Source organism: Hansschlegelia quercus, assembly GCF_004310425.1.
In the GTDB taxonomy this organism is placed as follows: Bacteria; Pseudomonadota; Alphaproteobacteria; order Rhizobiales; family Methylopilaceae; genus Methylopila; species Methylopila quercus.
Genome location: NZ_SIUB01000008.1, coordinates 84,007 through 106,563 on the forward strand (window position 1 = coordinate 84,007; position 22,557 = coordinate 106,563).

A 22,557-nucleotide genomic window follows, 5' to 3' on the forward strand; every position below is an offset into this window, starting at 1 on the left:
AGACTCCGCCGTAGACCCGTTTCAGCGATCGACGCGCGACAAGACGAGATGAACCGCATTCCAGATCCCCAGTCGTTCGCCGTCCTGAAAGAACATGCGCGGATCGCGGAGGCGAAAGGGTTCGACCATGTCGACACCTGGGTGTTCGATCTCGACAACACGCTTTATCCGGCGTCGTCGCGCCTGTTCGACCAGATCGACGACCGCATCACCACCTATGTCGCGCACCGCTACGGCACGGACGGACTCAGCGCGCGGGCGCTGCAGAAATATTACTACAGGCGCTACGGCACGACACTGAAAGGCCTGATGGCGGAGGACGGGCTCGACCCCGACGAGTTCCTCGCCTTCGTGCACGACATCGACCACTCAGTGCTGGCGCCCGCGCCGGACCTTGTGGCGGCGATCGCGCGGCTGCCCGGCCGGCGCTTCGTGCTGACGAACGGGTCGCGCCGGCACGCCGAAAACGTCATCGCGCGGCTCGGCGCAAGCGCGCTGTTCGAGGACATCTTCGACATCGCGGCCTCGAAGTTCGTGCCCAAGCCCGAGGCTGCGGCCTACGACGCCTTCCTCAAGCTGCACGACATCGAGCCGGGAAAGGCCGCGATGTTCGAGGATTTGGGCAAGAACCTCGTTGTCCCTCATGCGCTCGGGATGCGCACCGTGCTGATCGTGCCGCCGGAAGGTTCACCCGACGCGCTCGACCGCCTCACGGCGCTCGACGACGCCTCCCCTGCCCCGCATGTCGACCACATGACCGACGACCTCACGGGCTTCCTGACGGGGATCGCGATCGTTTCGGAGGAGTGAAGCGTCGCAGTGCTGCGTGCTTCGAGACGCCTCGCAAAGCGAGGCTCCTCAGCATGAGGACCGTGGAGCGCCTCAAACCCTCCTCATGCTGAGGAGGCCGCACGACGGCGTCTCGAAGCGCGTAAGCCCTCGCCGCTCAAGTCCGGAACACCACGGCCCCGCCGACGAGGCCTGCGCCCGCCGCCGCGAGCAGCAGAGTTTCGCCCCGGGCTATCGGACGCGCCTCATGGCTGATGCTCAGGCTCAGCGGGATCGTGGCTGCGGAGGAGTTGCCGTAATCGGCGACCGTCGAGACCGTCGCCTCCTCCCGCACGCCGACCTTGCGACCGACCGCTGCGAAGATGCGCGCGTTGGCCTGATGCGGCACGAAGCGGTCGATCGCCTCGGGCGCCACGCCAGCCTCGCCGAGCGCTTCGAGCGAGCAATCGGCCATCAGCCGGACGGCCTCCGTGAACAGGCCGCGGCCGTCCGCGATCGTCATCAGCGTTTCGGCGGTCTCCACGTCCGCGCCAAATGGCCGGCTGCTGCCGCCCACAGAGATGCCGACGAGGCCGTAGCCGGCGCCGTCGGACGCGAGCGACTGGCCGATGACGCCGCGGCCTTCCTGAGCCGGTCCGAGCAGAACGGCGCCCGCGGCGTCAGCGAATAGGACCGAACTCGCCCGCTCCGCCGGATTGATGCGCCGGCTCAATAAATTCGCGGCGATGACTAGGACCGGTCTGCCCGTCGCGCGGACCTGCGCATCGGCCAGCGTCAGCGCATAGAGGAAGCCCGCACAGGCCCCGGCCATGTCGATGGCGCCGGCCTTCGTCAGCCGAAGCCTATGCGCGACCAACGGACCGGAGGGCGGCAACGGCTGGTCTGGGGTCGAGGTCGCGAGCAGCAGCAGGCAGACCTCGCTTCGGTCGATCCCGGCGGCGCTCAGCGCGCGTTCGCCAGCCTCCGCAGCAAGGCCGGACAGCGTCTCGCCGTCGACCGCCCAGCGCCGTTCGCGCACGCCGGTGCGGCGCTCGATCCAGCCGGGATCGAGGCCGAGCCGCTGCTCGATCTCGGCGTTCAGCACACGGAGCGCAGGCGCGGCATGACCAAGGCCGAGGATCTGTGTTCCCGCGGCCTTCATCGCGCGATCCCGAGCACGTCCGGCGCTTCGGCGATGGCGTCGTAAAGACTGTCGAGCTCCGCATCCGTCACGCAGTAAGGCGGCATGAGGTAGATGACGTCGCCGAGCGGACGGACCAGCAGGCCGTGCGACAGGAAGAAGGCGCGCAAGCGCGGGCCGACTTCCGCGAGATAGCCTGCGTCCGGAACGGCGAGATCGACGGCGGCGATCGTTCCGGACGTCCGCGCGTTGCGGAACCGCGGGTCGCCCTCGAAACGCGCGATGCGCGCGGCCTGGGCGCTGGACAGCGCAGCGACCCGCTCCGCGACCGGCTCGTCGCGCCACACGCCGACATTTGCGACCGCCGCGGCGCAGGCGATCGGGTTCGCGGTGAACGAGGAAGAGTGGAAGAAGGTCTTTGTCCGGTCGGGCGAGTAGTGCGCCTCGAAGATTTCGGCGGTGGCGAGCGTCGCCGCGAGCGGCACCGCGCCGCCGGTGAGGCCCTTCGAGGTGCAGAGGATGTCCGGCGTGACGCCGGCCTGCTCGCAGGCGAACAGGGTTCCCGTGCGGCCCCAGCCGGTCATCACCTCGTCGGCGACGAACAACGCGCCTGTGTCACGGACGATGCGCCTCATCTCGGCGAGCGTCTCCGGGCCGTACATCTTCATGCCCCCGGCGCCGAGGATGAGCGGCTCGACGATGAAGGCCGCGAGGTCTCCGCGCCCGCCGGCGGCCTCCAGCGCGTCGAGCGTCGCCTGCTCGGCGCCGGGCGCCGGAAACGGGATGCGCTCGACCTCGAACAGCAGCGGCGCGTAAGGCGCGTTGAACACGCCGCGCTCGCCGACGCTCATCGCGCCGATCGTGTCGCCGTGATAGCCGCCTTCGAGCACGGCGACGCGCGTGCGCTCCTCGCCGCGGTTGGCGAAGAAGCCCAGCGCCATCTTCAGCCCGACCTCGACCGCGGTCGATCCGGAATCCGACAGGAAGACGTGCGCCAGTCCCTCCGGCGCGAGCGCGACAAGCTCGCGCGCCAGCCGCTCCGCCGGCTCGTGGGTCAGCCCTGCGAAGATGATCTGGTCGAGCGTTCCCGCGGCCTCCGCGATCGCAGCCATAATCTTGGGCTGGCGATGACCATGCGTCGTCACCCACCAGGACGAGATCGCGTCGAGGATCTTCTCGCCGCTCTCGGTTTCCAGCCACGCGTTTTCGGCCCGCACGATCTTCGGCGGCGCGGGTTCCAGAGCATGTTGGGTGAAGGGCCGCCACAGCGGCGAGGTCGGGGTCATCGCAGGTCGGCGGCTTGGGGACGGCCGCGAGCCATAGCCCCTCCGGCTCAGGAAGGAAACGTCCCGGCGCTTGCCGCGGGCGTCCGGCCGCGCCAAACCGTGACGTCGCATGATTTGAAGCACTCAGGGTGAGCAGCCGATGGCCGATCTGCCAAGCGAGATGACCTTTATCCGCGCCGACGGCGACGGAGGCCCCGAGGTGCTGAAAGCCGCCAGGGGTCCGCTCCCGCAGCCCGCGGAAGGCGAGGTGCTGATCGAGGTGGTCGCCGCCGGCGTGAACCGCCCCGACGTCATGCAGCGCAAGGGCATGTATCCCCCGCCTCCCGGCGCGCCGGAGACGCTCGGGATGGAGGCCTCGGGCCGGGTCGTGGCGCTCGGCGCCGGCGTTTCGACGCTGAAGGTTGGCGACGAGGTCTGCGCGCTGTTCTCCGGCGGCGGCTACGCCGAATATGTCTGCGCCCCGGCCGTGACCTGCCTGCCTGCGCCGGACGGCGTCTCGCTCGTTGACGCCGGCGGCCTGCCCGAAACCTTCTTCACCGTCTGGACCAACGTGTTCGAGCGCGCTGGGCTCGCCGAGGGCCAGTCCTTCCTCGTCCATGGCGGCACGTCCGGCATCGGCACCACCGCGATCCAGCTCGCGGTCGCGCGCGGCGCGACGGTCTACGCCACCGCCGGCGGGGCGGAGAAGGCCGCGTTCTGCGAAAAGCTCGGTGCCAAGCGCGGCATCGACTACCGCTCGGAGGACTTTCGCGCCGTGCTGAAGGAGGAGACCGGGGGCAAGGGCGTCAACGTCATCCTCGACATGGTCGGCGGCGAATACACCGACAAGAACCTGAAGTCGCTCGCGGTCGAGGGCGTGCTGGTCCAGATCGCCTTCATGCAGGGGCCGAAGGTGCAGATCGACCTCACGCCGATCATGCTGAAGCGCCTCAACCTCACCGGCTCGACGCTGCGTTCGCGGACCAATCTTCAGAAGGGAATGATTGCGGCGGCGCTGAAGAAGGAGGTCTGGCCGATCATCGCTGCGGGCAAGGCGAAGCCGATCATCCACAAGACGTTTCCGCTGGAGCAGGCGGCGGAGGCCCACCGGCTGATGGAGGAAAGCTCCCACATGGGAAAGATCCTGCTGACGACGGGGAAGTAGACGCTCTTAACCCTCCTCGCGCCGAAGGCCTGGGGAGGGACAGGAGGCGCCCACTCTTTGGGCCGCCTCCGCCCCCGCTTCGGACTCGCCTTTTCCCCGCATCGCCATACCTCCGCACGCAAACCCCAGAAGTGCGGACGTCTGAAGAATGTGCGGAATTTGTGGTGAGGTGACCTTCCTCGGTCAGCCGGCCTCGGTGGAGGCCGTCACGGCCATGTCGGGCTGCATGACGCAGCGCGGACCGGACGGCGACGGCATCGTCTCGCGCGGACGCGTCGCATTCGGGCACCGCAGGCTGAAGATCATCGACCTCAGCGAAAAGGCCGAACAGCCGATGGTCGACCCCGCGCTCGGGGTCACGCTGGTCTTCAACGGCTGCATCTACAACCACAAGGAGTTGCGCGCCGAGCTCCAGGCGAAAGGCTATACGTTCTTCTCCGAAGGCGACACGGAAGTCATCGCCAAGGGCTGGCACGCCTGGGGAACGGAGCTGCCGAAGAAGCTGTTCGGCATGTTCGCGATCGCGATCCATGAGCGCGAGAGCGGCCGGGTGATCCTCATTCGAGACCGGCTCGGCATCAAGCCGCTCTACCTCTCCGAAGGCGCCGGCAGGCTGCGCTTCTCGTCGTCGCTGCCCTCGCTGCTGAAGGCGGGCGGCGTCGACACGTCGATCGATCCGCTCGGGCTCAACGCCTACATGTCGTTCCACTCGGTCGTGCCGGCGCCGCGCACGATCCTGTCGGGCGTGCGCAAGCTGCCGCCGGCGACGCTGCGCATCTACGAGCCGGACGGCCGCACCAAGGAGGAGGTCTACTGGACCGTCTCCTACGAGCGCTCCTCCGCCGACGTCGCGCGGAGCTTCGACGAGTGGCGCGAGGAGGTCCATAACTCGCTGCGCACGGCGGTGAAGCGCCGCATGGTGTCGGACGTGCCGGTCGGCGTGCTGCTGTCGGGCGGGGTCGACTCCAGCGTCGTGGTCGCGCTGCTCGCCGAACTCGGCCACCAGGACATCGAGACCTTCTCGATCGGCTTCGAAGCCCGCGGCGGCGAAGAGGGCGACGAGTTCAAGTATTCCGACATCATCGCCGAAAAGTTCGGCACCGAGCACCACAAGATCACCATTGAGGAGCGCCGGATGCTGGACGCGCTGCCCGGCGCGATCCAGGCGATGTCCGAGCCGATGGTGAGCCACGATTGCGTGGCGTTCTACCTGCTCTCGGAAGAGGTGCGGAAGCACGTCACCGTGGTGCAGTCCGGCCAGGGCGCGGACGAAATCTTCGCGGGCTATCACTGGTATCCGCCGGTCGCCGCCTCGAACGACCCCGCCGCGGATTACGCCAAGGCGTTCTTCGATCGCGACAACGCCCGCTATCTCGCCCATGTCACCGACGAGTACGCCACGGCGGACGCCGCCCGCGCCTTCGTCGAGGAGCATTTCGCGATGCCGGGCGCCGACGACGCGGTCGACAAGGCGCTCCGTCTCGACTCAACCGTCATGCTGGTCGACGACCCCGTGAAGCGCGTCGACAACATGACGATGGCCCACTCCCTAGAGGCGCGCGTGCCGTTCCTCGACCACGAGTTGGTCGAACTCGCGGCGCGCATTCCCGGCAAGCACAAGCTCGCGGATGGCGGCAAGGGCGTCCTGAAGGACCTCGCGCGCCACATCGTGCCGAAGGAGATCGTCGACCGGCCGAAAGGCTATTTCCCGGTGCCGGGCCTGAAATACCTGGAGGGCCAGACGCTCGAGATGGTGCGCGACGCGCTGGGCAGCCGGGCTGCGCGCGAGCGCGGCCTGTTCCGTCCGGACTATCTCGAGACGCTGTTCGAGAACCCTGCCGAGCACATCACGCCCTTGCGTGGCTCGGAGCTGTGGCAGTGCGCATTGCTCGAGGTGTGGCTGCAGACGCATGGCGTCTGAACCCGCGAACTGAACTGGACTGGAAGAGGAAGGCCACCATCATGGCGCTTGCCGTCGAGCATACCGAGACGCCCGCGGCGCCGATTTCCGCCGCTCTTACGGAGAGGCGGGCGAACGCCATCGTCGATTGCGGCTGGGGCCGACTGCTGTTCGGACAGACCTTCACGGACCCCGCCGCGCTCGCCCAGGCGCTTCGTGGCGAAGGGCCGGACCGGCGCGACATCGCGGTCTATGTCGACGATCCGCACGTGCTGCTGGCGCAGGCTCCGCTCGAGCTGTTCCTCGACCCCAGCCATATGTTCCGGCTTGATCTCGATGCCTATCAGCCGTCGCGACGAGGCCAGCGGGCCTTCGCGGTGCGGCGGCTCGAAAACGGCGGCGACATCGACGCGGTGAACCGCATCTATGCCTCGCGGCACATGGTCTCCGGTCCTCCGGACTTCTACGAGCGGGCGCGCGACAGCGAGACGGTGATCCATCTCGTTGCGGTCGACGCCCGCTCGGACGAGGTGATCGGCACGGTGACGGGCGTCGACCACGTGGCGGCGTTCGATGATCCCGAGCGCGGCTCGTCGCTTTGGTGCCTTGCGGTCGACCCGCAGTCGCGCCATCCGGGCGTTGGCGAGACGCTGGTGCGCCGGCTCGCCGAGTTCCTCAAGGAGCGCGGCGCGCGGACGATGGACCTGTCGGTCATGCACGACAACGACCTCGCCATCGGGCTCTACGAGAAGCTCGGCTTCGCGCGCGTGCCGACCTTCTCGATCAAGCGCCGCAACTCGATCAACGAACGTCTGTTCGTGGGCGAGCCCGGCGTCGAGGGGTTGAACCCCTACGCCAAGATCATCGTCGACGAGGCGCGGCGACGCGGCATCGGCGTCGACGTGGTGGACGCCGAGGGCGGGTTCTTCCGCCTGACCCATGGCGGACGCTCGATCCTGTGCCGGGAGAGCTTGAGCGAGCTCACGTCCGGCGTCGCTATGTCGATCTGCGACGACAAGGCGGTCACGCGCCGCGCTGTCGAGCGGGCCGGCGTCGTCGTGCCTGCGCAGATCGAAGCCGGCGACCGCGAAGGCCTCGAAGCATTCCTGGAAGAGCATGGCGCAGTGGTCGTGAAGCCAGCCCGCGGCGAGCAGGGCCGCGGCATCTCGGTCGGACTCGAGACGATCGAGGAGATCGAGGCCGCGGTCGAGCACGCCAAGGCGTTCTGCGACCGCGTGATCGTGGAGCAGATGGTCGAGGGCGACGATCTCCGCCTTATCGTCATCGACTTCCGCCTCGTCGCGGCCGCGATGCGCAAGCCGGCCCGCGTCGTTGGCGACGGCAAGAGCACGATCCGCGAGCTGATCGAAAAGCAGAGCAAGCGCCGCGCGGCCGCGACCGGCGGCGAGAGCTCGATCCCGCTCGACGGCCAGACTGAGAAGGCGGTGAAAGCCGCGGGCTACAGCCTCGACGACGTCGCACCCGAGAACGAGACCATCGTCGTCCGGAAGACCGCGAACCTCCACACCGGCGGCACCATCCACGACGTCACGGGCTCGGTGCATCCCCGCCTGGTCGATGCGGCGGTCAAGGTCGCCCGCGCGATCGACATCCCGGTCGTTGGCGTCGACTTCATGATCAAGGCGCCGCACGAGCCGGACTACGCGTTCATTGAAGCAAACGAGCGTCCGGGCCTCGCAAACCACGAGCCGCAGCCGACCGCGGAGCGTTTCGTCGACCTCCTGTTCCCGCTCTCCATGCCGGCCGCGATCCGCCGAGTGGGGCTGGGCTAACTCACTGCGGCGGCGTCATCTGGGATCGCTCGCCGGGTTTGTGCTACGTCAGCGGCCGCACGAATCATCCTCGCCTTGAGGTTCCATGCCGCGTCTCGACGTCGACATCGATTATCTGGCCGAGCAGCTCCGAGGGCTGCTGAAGATCCCAAGCCCCACCGGTTTTACGGATTCCATCACGCATGCGGTGGTGGACGAGCTTGTCCGTCTCGGCGTCGAGCCCGAGGTTACGCGGCGGGGCGCGATCCGCGCCAAGATCAAGGGCAAGGCCAAGGATCCCTCACGCGCCCTGATCGCCCATCTCGATACGCTCGGCGCGCAGGTGAAGTATCTGAAGCCGAACGGACGGCTTGAGCTCGTCCCGATCGGCAACTGGTCGGCGCGCTTTGCGGAAGGCGCGCGCGTCACGATCTTCACCGAGCAGGGCGCCTATCGCGGCTCCATCCTGCCGCTCAAGGCGTCGGGCCACACCTACGCCGACGAAGTCGACACCCAGCCGACCGGCTGGCCCTATGTCGAGGTCCGGGTCGACGCGCTGGTGCGCGACGCCGCCGATCTGCACCGGCTGGGCTTTCATGTCGGCGACATGGTCGCGATCGACACGCAGGCCGAGTTCCTGGACAACGGCTTCATCGTCTCCCGTCATCTCGACGACAAAGCGGGTGTCGCGATCCTGCTCGCGGCGCTGAAGGCCATCGTCGAGTCCGGCGAGAGGCTGCCGGTCGATACTTGGTTCGTGCTGTCGATCGCCGAGGAAGTCGGCGTCGGCGCCGCGGCGGTCCTGCCGCACGACGTGGCCGCCATGGTGACGATCGACAACGGCACCACCGCGCCCGGCCAGGCCTCCGACGAGTTCGGCGTCACGATCGCAATGGCCGACCAAACGGGGCCGTTCGACTACCACCTGACGCACGAACTCATCCGGCTGTGCCGCGAGAACGACATCCGCCACCAGCGCGATGTCTTCCGCTACTACCGCTCCGACAGCGCCTCCGCGATCGAGGCGGGCGCCGACGTGCGAACCGCGCTCACGACCTTCGGCGTCGACGCCAGCCACGGCTACGAGCGCATCCACATGCATGCGCTGCGCTCGCTCGCCGAGCTGATGACGGCCTATGTGACAAGCCCAATCGAGATCAAGCGCGACGCCAAGCCGCTCGGCTCGATCGAGGGCTTCCCGCACCAGCCGACCGCGCCGGCGGAGCCGGACATCGAGCCGGCGGAGGAACTGCCGCCACGGGAGTGACAGCGCTCGTCCGCCTCAGGGCTGCGCCATCACCGTGATGTAGGCCGGCCCGAGAATGACGATGAAGATCACGGGCAGGAAGAACACGATCATCGGGACGGTCAGCTTCGGGGGCAGGCTGGCGGCGCGCTTCTCGGCTTCCGCCATGCGCGTGTCGCGGCTGTCCTGTCCGAGGACGCGCAACGCCTGGCCGACAGGCGTGCCGTATTTGTCGGCCTGGATCAGCGCCGTGCCGACCGATTTCACGGATTCGAGGCCCGTGCGCGCGCCGAAGTTCTCGTACGCCTGACGCCGGTCCTGCAGATAGGACATCTCGGCCATGGTGAGCGTAAGCTCTTCCGCGAGCGCGACGGACTGACCACCGATTTCGTCGGCGACCTTGCGGAAGGCCGCCTCGATCGACATGCCGGATTCAACGCAGATCAGCATCAGGTCGAGCGCGTCGGGAAAGGCGCGCTGCATCTGCGCCTGGCGCTTCTGCCTCTGATTCTTGAGGTAAAGTTCAGGCGCCTTCACGCCAGCGTAGACGGCGAAGACGACGATTCCGATCCGCCACAGCGGGTCGAGGCCGAAATCGTTGACGACGAACAGGTAGAACAGCGCGACGACCATGAAGACGATCGGCGCGACCAGCCGGAAGAACAGGAAGGTCACCATCGCGCCGCCGCCGCGATGCCCGGCCATCTGCAGACGCTCCTTGGCGTCCTCGGTCCCGAGGTGCTTCGCCAGATTGAACTGGCTGACGATGCTCTGCATGTAGGCCTTCGGCTCGCGCTTCAGACCCTTGCCCTTCGCCATCCGCTCGCGCTCGCGGGCGCGGATCTTGTTCCGCTCCAGCGCGACCGCCTTCATCCGCTTGCCCAAGGCGTCGCCGGCGAGCAGCGGCATCGCGAGCGTGATCACGGTCGCCATCGCCGCCACGGCGGCAAGCAGCGCCGCCAGCGCCTTCGGGTCGATCAGCGTGTTGAAGATGAGGTTGGCCACGCGGACGGTCCTTCGCGTTCAGAAGTCGAAGTTGATCATCTTCCTCATGACGAGGATGCCGGTGAGCATCCATGCGCCCGAGATGATGAGCATCACGCGGCCGATATCGGTGGTCCACATGAGGCCTATGTAGGCCGGGTTCGTCATCGAGATGACGCCGATGGTGATCAGCGGCAGCGAGCCGATGATGGTGGCCGAGGCCTTCGCCTCCATGCTCATGGCCTGGATCTTGGCCTTCATCTTCTTACGGTCGCGCAGAACGCGCGCCAGATTGCCAAGCGCATCCGACAGACTGCCGCCGGCCTTGGACTGGATGGCGATGACCAGCGCGAAGAAGTTCGCCTCTGAGACCGGCATCCTCTCATAGAGCTTGCCGACCGCGTCCGCGAGCGGGATGCCGATGGTCGTTTCCTCGACGATCTTGCGGAATTCGGATTTCACCGGCTCCTGCGCCTCGTTTGCGACAATGCGGATGCAGTCGCCGAGCGGCAGGCCGGACTTAAGCCCGCGCAGGATCACCTCGACGCCGTCAGGCAGAAAGTTCAGGAAGCGGGCGGCGCGCTTCTTCTTCATGTAGGTCAGAATCCAGCGCGGAAGGCCGAGGCCGCCGACCACCGCGCAGAAGCCCGCGACCCTCAGGTCTCCGCCCGTCGCCATGAAGCCGGCGAAAGCGAGCGCGATCGCGATGGCGGCGCTCATCAGGTAGAAGCGCTGCGGCTCCCAATCGAGCCCGGCGTGGGCGAGGCGCATCTTCAGCGATGGCCGGTTGATGCGCTTCTGCCGCTCGTCGAGCTCCTTGAGGCTGTCGGCGACCTGCCCGCGGCGAAGGCTTTCGACCGTTAGGGCGGCAGCGGCGCGACGCCGGTCGAGCCCGATCATCTTCTGGCGCTTCTCGACCCGGAGCGCGCCCGAGAGATAGGGATAGACCAGCGCGTAAGCCGCGCCGCCCGCGGCGAACGTCGCAAGGGCGATGACGGGAAGATTGCCTTTCAGGTCCATGACGATCCCGGTCCTAGATCGCTCAGGCGACGCGCGAAGGCGCGTCGCCTTCCATCGCGTCGATCGCGGCGGCGAGCCGGTTCTCCTCGCCGAAATAGCGGGCGCGCTCCCAGAAGCGGGGACGCCCGATGCCGGTCGAGCGGTGGCGGCCGATCAGCTTCTTGTTCGCGTCCTCGCCGAGGATGTCGTAGAGCATGATGTCCTGCGTGATGATCACGTCGCCTTCCATGCCCATCACTTCCGTGACGTGGGTGATGCGGCGCGAGCCGTCGCGCAGGCGGGACGCCTGCACGATGACGTCGACGGAGGTGCAGATCATCTCCTTGATGGTCTTCGAGGGCAGCGTGAAGCCGCCCATCGTGATCATGCTTTCGAGACGCGACAGGGCCTCGCGCGGCGAGTTGGCGTGGAGCGTGCCCATCGAGCCATCATGGCCGGTGTTCATCGCCTGCAGGAGGTCGAACGCCTCCGGTCCGCGCACCTCGCCGACGATGATCCGTTCGGGACGCATACGCAGGCAGTTCTTCACGAGGTCGCGCATGTTGACCATGCCCTCGCCCTCGAGGTTCGCGGGACGGGTCTCGAGACGCACCACATGCGGCTGCTGGAGCTGCAGCTCGGCGGCGTCTTCGCAGGTGATGATGCGCTCGTCCTCGTCGATATAGCGGGTGAGGCAGTTGAGCAGGGTCGTCTTGCCCGAGCCCGTGCCGCCCGAGATCAAGACGTTGCAGCGGACACGGCCGATGATCTTGAGGATCTCGGCGCCCTCGGGGCTGATCGAGCCGAAGCGGACCAGCTGATCGAGCGTCAGCTTGTCCTTCTTGAACTTGCGGATGGTGAGCGTCGGCCCGTCGAGCGCAAGCGGCGCGACGATGACGTTGACGCGGGAGCCGTCCGGCAGGCGCGCGTCGCAGATCGGCGAGCTTTCGTCGACGCGGCGGCCGACCTGGCTGACGATGCGCTGGCAGATGTTCAGGAGCTGCGCGTTGTCGCGGAACCGGACATGGGTGGTGAGCACCTTGCCGGAGACTTCGATGTAGGTCCGGTCGGCGCCGTTGACCATGATGTCGGCGATGTCGTCGCGGGCGAGCAGAGGCTCGAGCGGGCCATAGCCCAGCACGTCGTTGCAGATGTCCTCGAGCAGCTCCTCCTGCTCGGCGATCGACATCACGACGTTCCGGATCGCGATGATCTCGTTGACGATATCGCGGATTTCCTCGCGGGCGCTCTCGATGTCGAGGCGCGCGAGCTGAGCGAGATCGATCGCCTCGATCAGCGCGCCGAAGATGCGGCTCTTGGTTTGGAAATAGTCGTCGCTGCGCCTGTGCTCCTGCGCCGCCGGAGTCGGAACCGAAGACGGTTGCGGTCGGACCTCCGCGGGCGTCGCCGGCGACGGCGCGATAGGAGCCACGGCGATCACCGGCGCTCCATAGTCGCCATTGGCCGTCGTGCGGCCGAACCCGCCCGTTCCGGGAGTGACCGCAGTGCCGCGCTTACCGAACATCTCGCGCCTCCGACCGGCCGGCCTTAGCCGGCCTTCTTTCTGTTGATCACCGCCATCAACGGCTCGAAGATCGCGGGCCGCTTGGAGCGCCGCGTCTCGGCCTTGCCCGTGACCCGCTTGGCGAGATCCGTGAAGACTTCGTTGACCTTGTTCGACGGCGCGGTTTCGGCGATCATCTGACCGTTGTTCGCGGCCGCGCCGAACAGGCCCGGATCGAACGCGATGACGGCCGCGGGCTCTAGGTCGAGCGCCTTCGCGAAGTCGCCGGGCTTGATCTCCGCGCGCTTCGGAACGCCTACCTGGTTCAGGATGAGCCGGGGCGCGGCGTCGTTCGGACGCGCGGCCTTCAGCAGATCAATCAGGTTCTTGGCGTTGCGGAGGTTTGCGAGATCAGGGCTCGCAACGATGACGACCTCGTCGGCGGCGATCAACGCGCGTTTGGACCACGCGGTCCAGACATGCGGCATATCGAGCACGGCGCAAGGCACGTTCGCGCGCATGATCTCAAGCAGCGGATCGAAGACGTCTTCGTGGAAGTCGTAGACTCGGTCGAGCGTCGCCGGCGCGGCAAGCAGATTGAGCTGCTCGGCGCATTTGGACAGCAGCCGATCGACAACCGCTGCGTCCAGGCGATCGGGCGCGAACACGACTTCGGCGACGCCTTGCGGCGGATCCTGATTGAAGTTGAGGCCGGCGGTGCCGAAAGCGAGGTCGAGGTCGACCACCACGCTGTCGAGCTTCAGCTGGCGCGCCATCGCCCAGGCGACATTGTGCGCGATGGTGGAGGAGCCGACGCCGCCCTTGGCGCCGACGAAGGCGACGACGCGGCCGACGGGCTCGGCGCCCGGCGCGCGGAAGATCTCGGAGAGCGAGCGGACGAGATCCACCACGCCGAAAGGCGGGACGAGATAGTCGCTGACGCCGAGGCGCATCAGTTCGCGATAGAGCAGGACGTCGTTGACCTGTCCGATCACCATGACCTTGGTGTCGTTGTCGCAGACCTGCGAAAGCCGATCGAGCGTCTCGAGCAGGCGCTCGCGGTGCGCGTCGCCCTCGATCAGGACGACGTTGGGCGTGGGCGCGTTGCGGTAGGCCTCCGCCGCCGCAGCGCCGCCGCCCATCTGAACCTTGACGTGCGCCTTCTCCATGCGCCGGTCGGCGGTCGCCTGCTCGACGAGGCGGGCGATCTCCTGCGTTTCGCAGAAGGCCTGGATGGAGATGCGCGGAAGCGGCGCGATCACCGCAAGGGACTTGGCCGCGAGATCGTTCGGCCTGTCGTTGCTGTTGTCTGTCATCGCCAGGTCCCGCTCAATTCCCGCTGCCAACGCTGCTGATCTTCGCCGCATCCTGGACCTGGACCGCAGTGTCCTGGCCTTCGCGATACTTCTCGATCACGGTCTGCCGACGCGCGGCGTAGACGGGCGATTCAGCCCGCGGCCGCGCAAGATCCTCGGGATCGGCGACCTGCGCCGCGAGGTTCTGCTGGCTAGCGCAGCCGAAGTTCCAGTACTCGCGGTTCTGGGTCGCGCCGATGAAGTCGGCGCCGCCGAGATCCTCCGGCCACTCGCCGCACGGGTGCGGAACCTGCGCCTTGAGCTTCACGAAACCGAGCTTGACGGGCGCGATCCCGGCCTCCTCGGAGCGGTACCGAGAGACGATGATCGCGGTCGCCGGGACGCCGGCCGCGGCGAGCGTGTGCCGGATTTCGGGAGCCGCATATCTCGCCGAGTTTGCGCTCGGCCCGCCTGCAGGAGTCACGATGCCGATCGGCCCGCGGCCGTTCTGACGCCAGTTCGCCGCGAAGGCGCGAATGTCCACCTTTTGCCGCTCGGTGAGCCCACGGGCGCCCGCGCCGACGGGCAAGTCGAGACGCTCCGCGCCTTCCGACAGCACGATCGGATGCCGCTGCGCATAGGTCTGCGGATAAGGGGCAAGTCCGTCGGCGTCGCAGCCGCCGAGCAGGAGCGCCGAGCCCGCGACCAGCGCGGCGAAGCCGGCGCTGAGGCGGAACGGACGGGGAGCGGTCATGTCATTGACTCCGTTCAGCCGGGCTCAGTCGAGGATGAAGCCGCCTTGGCTTTTGCTGACGATGGTGCGTTCGGCGCGTCCCTCGGGAAGGCCGTAGATGCGGTTCAGGCGGCCAAACAGCAGATTCGAGGGGTCGCTCGGCTCGGCGAAGCCGTCGTCCGGGCTGGCGAGCTTCTGCGGGGCGACGGCCTTGGCGATGTAGGGCGTGACGAAGATCGCGAGTTCGGTTTCGTTGCGCTGGTAGTCATTCGACCGGAACAGCTGTCCGAGCACCGGAAGGTTCATCAGGCCGGGCAGCCCGTTTACCGCGCGCTTGGTCTGCTGCTGGATGAGGCCGGCCATCACCAGGGAGCCGCCAGACGGGATCTCAACAGTCGAATCCGCGCGCCGGGTCTTGAGGCCAGGAATGGTGGTGCCGCTCAGCGTGACCGACGAGTTGTTGTCGATCTCGCTGACCTCCGTCGAGAGGCGCAGGCTGATGCGGCCGCCGCTCAGCACGACCGGCGTGAAGTTCAGGCCGACGCCGAACTGCTTGAAGCTGACTGTCGCCGTGCGGGTGTCGGCGTCGACGCCGGTGATGATCGGAAACTCGCCGCCAACCAGGAACTTGGCGTTTTCGCCGGAGATCGCGGTCAGAGTCGGCTCAGCAAGCGTGCGCGCCACCCCGTTGCGTTCAAGAGCCTGGATTTGGGCACCGAACGTGCCTTTGCTGTTGACGGCGCCAATCACGGGATTGGCCACGGTGCCGGTCTCGCCCTGCAAGATCGGTCGAACGATGTCGCTCGGGGTAGTGCCGGTGGCGGAGAACGGGAAAAGCGTTGCGCCGATCACTTTCGTGCCGAGAACATCGAGCCCGTTCGCCGCATAGTCGACGCCGAGCTGCTTCAGCACTTCGCGCTGCATCTCGACGATCTTGACCTTGAGCATGACCTGGTCCTGGCCCTCGATCCTCAAGGCGTTCACGACCTTCTTAGGATCGGCCATGTAACCGCCGGCGATGTCGATCGCGGTCTGCGCTTCTTGCGCCGACTTGACCGAGCCGGTGACGACGACGCCGTCGCCGACGCCCTCGACCCGGACGTTCCCACCGTTGATCGAGCGGCCGATCGAGGAGCGGATCGAGCCGACATCCCGCGAGACGGAGACCTCGTAGGAGGCGATCTCGCGGCCTTCGGAGTCGATGAACTTGACGTCCGTCTGCCCCGGCGCGGCGCCGATCAGGTAGGCTTTGCGGGCCGAGCGCACGACGGCGTTCGCGATCGCGGGATCGGCGACGAAGACTTCCTTGGCGTCGCGCGGCAAGCTGACGACGTAGGACTTGCCGATGCCCAGGGAAATGCTGGAATCGCCGGATGCGCCATAGTCTGCCGAGAGATAGGCGGGGTCCGCCGCAAGCGCCGCATGAGGCGCGGCGACCAGCGACAGCACGCTTACGGACACTAGCGCCGCCTTAAGGCTGCTTCTAAGCGACGAAGCCAGGCGTACGGCGATCAGGCTTTCGCCAGGCTTGATGCGATCGGCGCGGCGCATGGCGTTCGTCCGTGAACTGGGCTGCATCGGAATGGACATGGTCAGTGGCCCGTCGAGACGCCGTAGCGCACGATGGTGAGCGCGTCGGCCTTGGGGACGACGGGCGCATCCTCGACGCCGGCCGTCGGCCCGCTGTCGACGAGCGAGCGAAGCGCGAGCGAGACGACGCCTTGCTGGCGGCTGAGGGCGATCTTCTCGGCCTGGGAAGGCGAGAGCTCGAGCGTCGCGGTCTTGCCGACGACGACCTTCTGGCCGTCCTTGTCCTCGACGGCCTGGTCGATGGCCAGAACGCGCGTGTTGTTCGTGAGCGTCTCGGAAAAGGATTCGTCGCGGCCCGCGACGCCGCTCACCTTGCGCGTGAGGATCACGTCCACCCGGTCGTTCGGCAGGATGAAGCCGCCCGCGCCTGTTTCGGGAGAGATCTCGATCGAGATGGCGCGCATTCCGGCGGGCAGGATGGCCGCCATGTAGCCGGAGCCCGGTCCCTTGATCAGCTTGTCCGGGCGAATGGGTTCGCCCTTGACGAAGGGCGAGCGGGCGATCGCTCCGGTCCAGTCCTGCGCAGCGGTCGGGGCGGAAGCGCGCTCCACATAGACGGCGTTCGCGGCCTCCTTCGGCCAGACCTGCCACCGCAGATCATCGGCTGCGATCGCGGAACCCATGGGGATGTCGGCGTTCGCAACCAAAACTTCGACTGTTTCGAGGGGCTTGACGTCCTGCGCGACGGGAGCCGGCGCGGGGTCGTTCGAGCCGCCGGCAAGCATCGCTGCGCCGAGACCGGCTGCGACGGCGATGCCGAGAACGACAAGACGTGCCGCTTTCATGTGGTCCCCCGAACGAAAGAGACCGGACCGGCCTCGAATGCTTCGGGAGAGAGTTGTCAGCCAAACGTCAATTCGTGGTTAACAGGTCGTCGACAGATCGCGCGTTCGTTGCGGATCCGGAAACCTTTGACGTCACTCAGGTGAGACTGGCGAACCAGTTCGTCTGCGGCCAGAGCAGCAGGGTGCCGGCCGCGAGCGCGATCCCATAGGGTACGCCGACGCTCGGATCATGCAGCCTGGCCGCCCAGCCGAGGCGCATGACGGCGACCGGCGGCGTCGCCTTTCGATAGTACAGGATGGCGAAGGTCAGCGCGCCGCCGAACAGTGCGAACAGCGTGAACCAGGTGAGCAGCGGCTCCATGCCGAGCCAAAGCGCGAGCGCGGCGGCGAGCTTGGCGTCTCCGCCGCCGATCCAGCCCGGCGCGAACATCGCAAAACCTGCCGCGAGCACGATTCCGCAGGCGGCAAGGTGCCAGAGAATGTCGTCGACGGTCAGTCCTGCGAGCGGCGCGGCCAGCGCGAAGCCGGCGGCCAGCCCGAGGACCAGCCGGTTCGGGATCGTCATGGTGAGGAGGTCGGACACGGCGGCCACGACGACCAGCGCCGGCAGGAACACGACGACCAGCGTTTCGAGCATTGGGTCGGCCTCCTTCCGTCGCCAAAAAAAGGTCCGCGGCGCGCGGCGCTTGCCCGGGGTCGCGTCGAGCGCGACCCCGGAACAGGAGCGTCAGACGATCCTTCGATCGTCGTTTTAGTCGGTTACGGGGTGACGAGGCCCGTGTTGACCTTGGTGAAGGCCGTGGTGAGATTGGTGCCGACGGCCTTGACGATGCTGATGATGGCGACGGCGATGCCGACGGCGATCAGGCCGTACTCGATCGCGGTGGCGCCGGACTCGTTCTTGATGAAGCTCTTGAGGACGTTCATGGGAATGCTCCTGACGTGCGAAGGTTGCGACAGCTCCTGTCCCGAGCCGTCGTCGGCTGGGAATAGCCGGACCATAAGCGGCGCCCGTTGCGATTGAGTTAATGCGCAAAGCGATTATTATGTGATTAAACCTCTAATACATCACGGTTAAGACATCCTTACTTGATGTTCTTGTTTTCTTGTCAATTGGACAGCTGTCTCTAACCGTGACACTCCAAGTAAACCCGGCCCCCTCTGGAGAGCGCGAACGACGGCTGGCGAGACCTAAGGCTGCCGGCCCTTAGGGGTTCGTTCACCTCAATGCTGTTGAGTGCCGCCATCGCACTGAGGGGAACGCCCCAATGACCGACTTCGTCCGTCTTCTCGCTTTCAGCCTTCTGCCGACGGCGCTTCTGAGCGCTGCGCCGGCTTTCGCCTCGGACGCGCCGATCGAGGTCGCGGTCGACCGCGCCAGCATCATCAAGGCGCCGGCGGGGACCTCGACGGTCATCATCGGCAATCCGCTTATCGCCGACGCCACGTCGCAGAAGGCCGGAGTGCTCGTGATCACAGGCAAGAGCTTCGGCTCAACCAACATCATGCTGCTCGACGGCGCGGGAACGGTGCTGAGCGACACCACGGTCAATGTCCGCCGCGCGGCCGACAACACGGTGGTGGTGCAGCGAGGAGCGAAGCGCGAAAGTTTTGCCTGCAATCCGCGTTGCGAGCCGGTCCTGTCCCTTGGTGACAGTGCTGACAGCTTCTCCGCGACGGCCGGCCAGATCACGACGCGCAACGGCATGTCGGCCGGCAGCCCGACGCCCGAGCCGGTCACCTCTCGTTAACCTCTGCGGCGCACACTCGTCTTCGACGGCGTCCTTGGCGCCTCTGCGGGAGACGGCGCCATGCATCCTCGCCATCGTCAGAAGCGTCCCGCGCGCGTTGCGGCACTTCCGGTCGCCGCGATCGCCTTCGCGGCCCTCGACCAGTTCGCCATCATCGGGGCCGGCGGCCTGATCGCGCTCATCAGCTTCTTCGGCTGACGCGACGGGCGCTTAAGCCGCTTTTCCTCATACCTTCGTCGCGCGCCCGCGTCCGAACGCCGCCCTCGGCTTGCGGCGCCAGCCTCGTCACGGCAAAACAGCGGCCGGCCCGATCCGGCCACGTTTTCCTGTGTTTTGTGAGGGGCGCCCCCGAATGCCGACCGACATCGAGATCGCCCGCGCGGCCACTTTGAGACCGATCGTGGAGATCGCGGCGAAGGCCGGCATTCCGGAGGATGCGCTGCATCTTCACGGCAAATACATCAGCAAGGTCGACGACCGCTTCATCGCGGACCTCCCGAAGAGGGAGAACGCGAAGCTCGTGCTCGTCACCGCGATCTCGCCGACGCCTGCGGGCGAAGGCAAGACCACCACGACGGTCGGCCTCGGCGACGCGCTCAACCACATCGGCGAGAAGGCCATCATGTGCCTGCGTGAGCCCTCGCTCGGGCCGGTGTTCGGCGTAAAGGGCGGGGCCGCCGGCGGCGGCAAGGCCCAGGTCATCCCGATGGAGCAGATCAACCTGCACTTCACCGGCGACTTCCACGCCATCACCTCGGCGAACAATCTGCTGGCGGCGCTCGTCGACAACTCGCTCTATTGGGGCAACCCGCTCAACATCGACCCTCGGAGAATCGTGTTCCGCCGCGTGCTCGACATGAACGACCGCACGCTGCGCTCGATCATCTCGGGCGTTGGCGCGCCGACCAACGGCTACACGCGCGAGGCCGGCTTCGACATCACCGTCGCCTCCGAGATCATGGCGATCTTCTGCCTCGCCAACGACCTGCACGACCTCGAGGACCGCATCAGCCGCATCGTCGTGGCCTACACGCCCGACAAGAAGCCGATCACGGCCAAGGACGTCGACGCGCAAGGCTCGCTCGGCGTGCTGCTGCGCGACGCGCTGCGGCCGAACATGGTGCAGTCGATCGACGGCTCGCCGGTGTTCATCCATGGCGGCCCGTTCGCGAACATCGCCCATGGCTGCAATTCGGTGATCGCCACCACGACCGCGATGAAGCTCGCGGACTGGACCGTGACGGAGGCCGGCTTCGGCGCCGATCTCGGCGCCGAGAAGTTCATGGACATCAAGTGCCGCTCGTCGGGCCTCGCGCCCGACGTGGTGGTGATCGTCGCCACCGTCCGCGCGCTGAAAATGCATGGCGGCATGGCGAAGAACGACCTGCGCACCGAGAATGTCGAGGCGCTGAAGAAGGGCCTCGTCAATCTCGGCCGCCACATCGAGAACACCAAGAAATTCGGCGTGCCGGTCGTCGTGGGGATCAACCACTTCTTCGCCGACACCGACGCAGAGATCGAGACGCTGCAGAACGCCGTCCGGAACGATTTCGGCGTCGAGGCCGTGGTCTGCAAGCACTGGGCGGACGGCGCGGCCGGCGCCGAAGGACTGGCGCGCGCCGTGGTCATGGCCGCGACCGAGCAGACGGCCGACTTCAAGCCGCTTTACCCCGACGAGATGGGCCTGCTGCAGAAGGTCGAGACGATCGCCACCGAGATCTACCGCGCCGACAAGGTGACGGCCTCGCCCGCGATCAAGAAGCAGCTGAAGGAGTGGGAAGAGGCCGGCTACGCCAAGTTCCCGGTCTGCATCGCCAAGACCCAGAACTCGTTCTCATCCGACCCGAACGCGATCGGCGCCCCGACCGGCCACGTGCTGCCGATCCGTGAAGTGCGGCTCTCCGCAGGCGCCGGCTTCATCGTGGTGATCTGCGGCGACCTGATGACGATGCCGGGCCTGCCCAAGGTGCCGGCCTCGGCGAACATCAAGCTGCTGCCGGACGGGACGATCGACGGCATCGCGTAAGGTTTGGACGCGGGCGATACGCCGCCCGCGCCTTCAGCTCACAGCGGCTTGGGCGCGTCCGGCTCTTCCCGCGGCGCCTTCCGGCTCCGCGCCGCGACCACCACGCCCGCGATCACCAGCGCGAAGCCCACGGCGTGGTAAGGCTGCGGGCGCTCGCCGAGCAGCAAGATCGCCATGGCCGCGCCGAACACGGGCATGAGATGGAAGAACGGCCCGGCGCGATTGGCGCCGATCAGTTCGACGCCGCGAATATAGAAGATCGAGGCGAGCGCTGCGGGAAACGCCGCCGTGTAGGCGATCGCCGCCGCCGTCGGCGCGTTGAAGGCGATCACGCGGCCTGAAGCCATCTCGAAGGCCACCGCCGGGATCAGGAAGATGACGCCCAGCGCGACGGTCGACGTCAGGAAGGACAGCCAGTGCATGGCGGGCTTCATCCTGAGCAGCGCCGAGTAGAGCGCATAGAGGACCATCGCCACCAGGACGCAGGCGTCGCCGACGTTCAGCCGGATGTGGAGGATCGCCGCGGGGTCGCCGCGCGTGACGATCGCCGCCACGCCCAGCAGCGAGAGCGCCACGCCGCCGAGCTGCGCGCGGGTCATGACGTCGCGGAACAGCAGCGCAGTCCACACGCCGATCAGCAGCGGCCCGGTGGACTGGATCAGCAGGACGTTCAGGGCCTCGGTGTACTGCAGCCCCCAGTAGGCCAGCGTGTTGTAAAGGCCGACCCCCGTCAGCGAGAGCAGCGACAGCAGGAAGGGATGGGCGCGGATCTGCGGCCAGTCCCGCTTCACATGCGGCCAGGCGAAGCCAATCAGCAGCAGGAAGGCGCCGGTCCAGCGGCCGAAGGCCAGCGCGATCGGTGGAACCTGGCCCGCGACAAGACGGCCGAGGACGAGGTTGCCCGCCCAGAACAGCGAGGTCAGCGTCAGCAGCACGTAGGGTCGGTCGAACAGGCGGACGCCGCCGGAGGTCGTCGCGTCGGACATGCGCGGGTCATCGCAGGCGTCGCATCCGCCGGTCAATCGCGAGCCGCGCAAAGGAGCGTTGCGCCCGCGTCTAAAGTCCTGCGACGAAAGCGCTCCGAGACTTCGGACGGAAAGCCACTATGTCTTGCTGCAGCGCACCCGTCCTCCCGCGCTTCAGAAAGCTCCTCGTGACCGGCGAATTCCTCGACATCCTCGATCTCTGGAAGCGGCAGGCTGCGCTCGCCGGCGGCGTCGCCGCCATGGCGCCGTTCGCCGGTTTCGTGTTCGCGAACCGCATGACGCAGATCGCGACCGAGTTCGGCCGGCCATCCCCTGCCGGCCTTCTGGAGGCGGAGCGCATGGTCTCGGAGAAGGTCGCCGCAGTGTCTGAAAGCGGAGCGGCCGCCGGCCGGGTGCTCGGCGGATTGGCCGGCGCGCGCAGCCCTGTCGCCGCCGCCGGGGTTATGGTGGCCGCAGGCGAGGCGGCTTTGCGCCCGGTGAGCCGGGCCGTTCGCGCAAACGCCCGCAGGCTTTCGCGCAAGAGCTGAGGCGAAGCCCCCGCCGATCCGCCCCGCGATCCTGAACGATGGCGGTTCCAGGATACCGCTGAAATCTGTCTTGCAGCCGTCACGGAAGCCCCCCGCGATGAGCCCGGACGTGCTTGACAC

At 67.2% G+C, this 22,557-nt stretch carries 21 protein-coding genes; 9 read left to right on the top strand and 12 right to left on the bottom strand.

The genetic code is table 11. The features are described 5' to 3' along the window. The first annotated feature begins 48 nt into the window (after positions 1–48). Positions 49–810 (top strand): pyrimidine 5'-nucleotidase, encoded by a 762-nt coding sequence (locus tag EYR15_RS14680; protein ID WP_131004321.1) that lies wholly within the window; start codon positions 49–51, stop codon positions 808–810. A gap of 136 nt (positions 811–946) precedes the next feature. Here the strand turns inward: EYR15_RS14680 and EYR15_RS14685 are convergent, their stop codons facing one another. Both EYR15_RS14685 and EYR15_RS14690 read right to left on the bottom strand, forming a co-directional pair. After that, entirely contained in the window at positions 947–1,930 is a 984-nt protein-coding gene (locus EYR15_RS14685; RefSeq protein WP_131004322.1) for a beta-ketoacyl-ACP synthase III, read from the bottom strand. Next, the gene (locus EYR15_RS14690) at positions 1,927–3,195 is read right to left on the bottom strand and encodes an adenosylmethionine--8-amino-7-oxononanoate transaminase (protein WP_131004323.1); all 1,269 of its coding nucleotides are present in this window, start codon (positions 3,193–3,195) and stop codon (positions 1,927–1,929) included. Before EYR15_RS14690 ends, EYR15_RS14685 begins: the two co-directional genes overlap by 4 nt. Positions 3,196–3,334: 139 nt before the next feature. On the opposite strand from EYR15_RS14690, the gene EYR15_RS14695 reads away from it, so the two are divergent. The 4 genes from EYR15_RS14695 to EYR15_RS14710 all read left to right on the top strand — a co-directional run bounded on the left by EYR15_RS14695 (position 3,335) and on the right by EYR15_RS14710 (position 9,278). Next, complete coding sequence (locus EYR15_RS14695; protein ID WP_131004324.1) at positions 3,335–4,339, top strand: NAD(P)H-quinone oxidoreductase; 1,005 nt, start codon at positions 3,335–3,337, stop codon at positions 4,337–4,339. 148 nt (positions 4,340–4,487) lie between these two features. Beyond that, positions 4,488–6,260, top strand: coding sequence for an N-acetylglutaminylglutamine amidotransferase (locus EYR15_RS14700; RefSeq protein ID WP_131004325.1), 1,773 nt, complete (start codon positions 4,488–4,490; stop codon positions 6,258–6,260). Between the two features lie 41 nt (positions 6,261–6,301). Then, positions 6,302–8,032, top strand: coding sequence for an N-acetylglutaminylglutamine synthetase (gene ngg, locus EYR15_RS14705; protein ID WP_131004326.1), 1,731 nt, complete (start codon positions 6,302–6,304; stop codon positions 8,030–8,032). 85 nt (positions 8,033–8,117) lie between these two features. Next, a complete protein-coding gene (locus EYR15_RS14710; protein ID WP_131004327.1) occupies positions 8,118–9,278 on the top strand; it encodes an osmoprotectant NAGGN system M42 family peptidase in 1,161 nt (386 codons plus the stop codon). A 15-nt stretch (positions 9,279–9,293) separates the two neighbouring features. On the opposite strand, the gene EYR15_RS14715 is transcribed toward EYR15_RS14710, so the two are convergent. The 9 genes from EYR15_RS14715 to EYR15_RS14755 form a co-directional block, all read right to left on the bottom strand. Further along, on the bottom strand, positions 9,294–10,262 hold the full coding sequence (locus tag EYR15_RS14715; RefSeq protein ID WP_245498338.1) for a type II secretion system F family protein: 969 nt from the start codon (positions 10,260–10,262) through the stop codon (positions 9,294–9,296). An 18-nt stretch (positions 10,263–10,280) separates the two neighbouring features. Next, entirely contained in the window at positions 10,281–11,261 is a 981-nt protein-coding gene (locus tag EYR15_RS14720) for a type II secretion system F family protein (protein WP_131004328.1), read from the bottom strand. Between the two features lie 22 nt (positions 11,262–11,283). Then, positions 11,284–12,765 (bottom strand): TadA family conjugal transfer-associated ATPase, encoded by a 1,482-nt coding sequence (locus EYR15_RS14725; RefSeq protein WP_131004329.1) that lies wholly within the window; start codon positions 12,763–12,765, stop codon positions 11,284–11,286. Between the two features lie 23 nt (positions 12,766–12,788). Then, on the bottom strand, positions 12,789–14,060 hold the full coding sequence (locus EYR15_RS14730; protein WP_131004330.1) for a CpaE/TadZ family protein: 1,272 nt from the start codon (positions 14,058–14,060) through the stop codon (positions 12,789–12,791). Positions 14,061–14,073: 13 nt separating this feature from the next. Further along, positions 14,074–14,793 (bottom strand): CpaD family pilus assembly protein, encoded by a 720-nt coding sequence (locus EYR15_RS14735; RefSeq protein ID WP_131004331.1) that lies wholly within the window; start codon positions 14,791–14,793, stop codon positions 14,074–14,076. A gap of 24 nt (positions 14,794–14,817) precedes the next feature. Beyond that, a complete protein-coding gene (locus tag EYR15_RS14740; protein WP_131004332.1) occupies positions 14,818–16,323 on the bottom strand; it encodes a type II and III secretion system protein family protein in 1,506 nt (501 codons plus the stop codon). A gap of 41 nt (positions 16,324–16,364) precedes the next feature. After that, on the bottom strand, positions 16,365–17,147 hold the full coding sequence (gene cpaB / locus EYR15_RS14745) for a Flp pilus assembly protein CpaB (protein ID WP_131004333.1): 783 nt from the start codon (positions 17,145–17,147) through the stop codon (positions 16,365–16,367). A 136-nt stretch (positions 17,148–17,283) separates the two neighbouring features. Beyond that, entirely contained in the window at positions 17,284–17,784 is a 501-nt protein-coding gene (locus EYR15_RS14750) for an A24 family peptidase (protein ID WP_131004334.1), read from the bottom strand. Positions 17,785–17,906: 122 nt separating this feature from the next. Continuing rightward, complete coding sequence (locus EYR15_RS14755; protein WP_131004335.1) at positions 17,907–18,074, bottom strand: Flp family type IVb pilin; 168 nt, start codon at positions 18,072–18,074, stop codon at positions 17,907–17,909. A 341-nt stretch (positions 18,075–18,415) separates the two neighbouring features. On the opposite strand from EYR15_RS14755, the gene EYR15_RS14760 reads away from it, so the two are divergent. From EYR15_RS14760 to EYR15_RS14765, 3 genes are all read left to right on the top strand, one after another. Then, positions 18,416–18,898, top strand: a complete 483-nt coding sequence (locus EYR15_RS14760; protein WP_131004336.1) for a pilus assembly protein N-terminal domain-containing protein — start codon at positions 18,416–18,418, stop codon at positions 18,896–18,898. A 60-nt stretch (positions 18,899–18,958) separates the two neighbouring features. Continuing rightward, positions 18,959–19,096 (top strand): hypothetical protein, encoded by a 138-nt coding sequence (locus EYR15_RS17020; protein WP_165455514.1) that lies wholly within the window; start codon positions 18,959–18,961, stop codon positions 19,094–19,096. Positions 19,097–19,250: 154 nt separating this feature from the next. After that, a complete protein-coding gene (locus tag EYR15_RS14765; protein ID WP_131004337.1) occupies positions 19,251–20,924 on the top strand; it encodes a formate--tetrahydrofolate ligase in 1,674 nt (557 codons plus the stop codon). Positions 20,925–20,962: 38 nt separating this feature from the next. Here EYR15_RS14765 and EYR15_RS14770 read toward each other — a convergent pair whose 3' ends face one another. After that, positions 20,963–21,910 (bottom strand): DMT family transporter, encoded by a 948-nt coding sequence (locus EYR15_RS14770; RefSeq protein ID WP_131004338.1) that lies wholly within the window; start codon positions 21,908–21,910, stop codon positions 20,963–20,965. 167 nt (positions 21,911–22,077) lie between these two features. On the opposite strand from EYR15_RS14770, the gene EYR15_RS14775 reads away from it, so the two are divergent. Further along, positions 22,078–22,437 (top strand): hypothetical protein, encoded by a 360-nt coding sequence (locus EYR15_RS14775; protein WP_131004339.1) that lies wholly within the window; start codon positions 22,078–22,080, stop codon positions 22,435–22,437. Positions 22,438–22,557 lie beyond the last annotated feature (120 nt).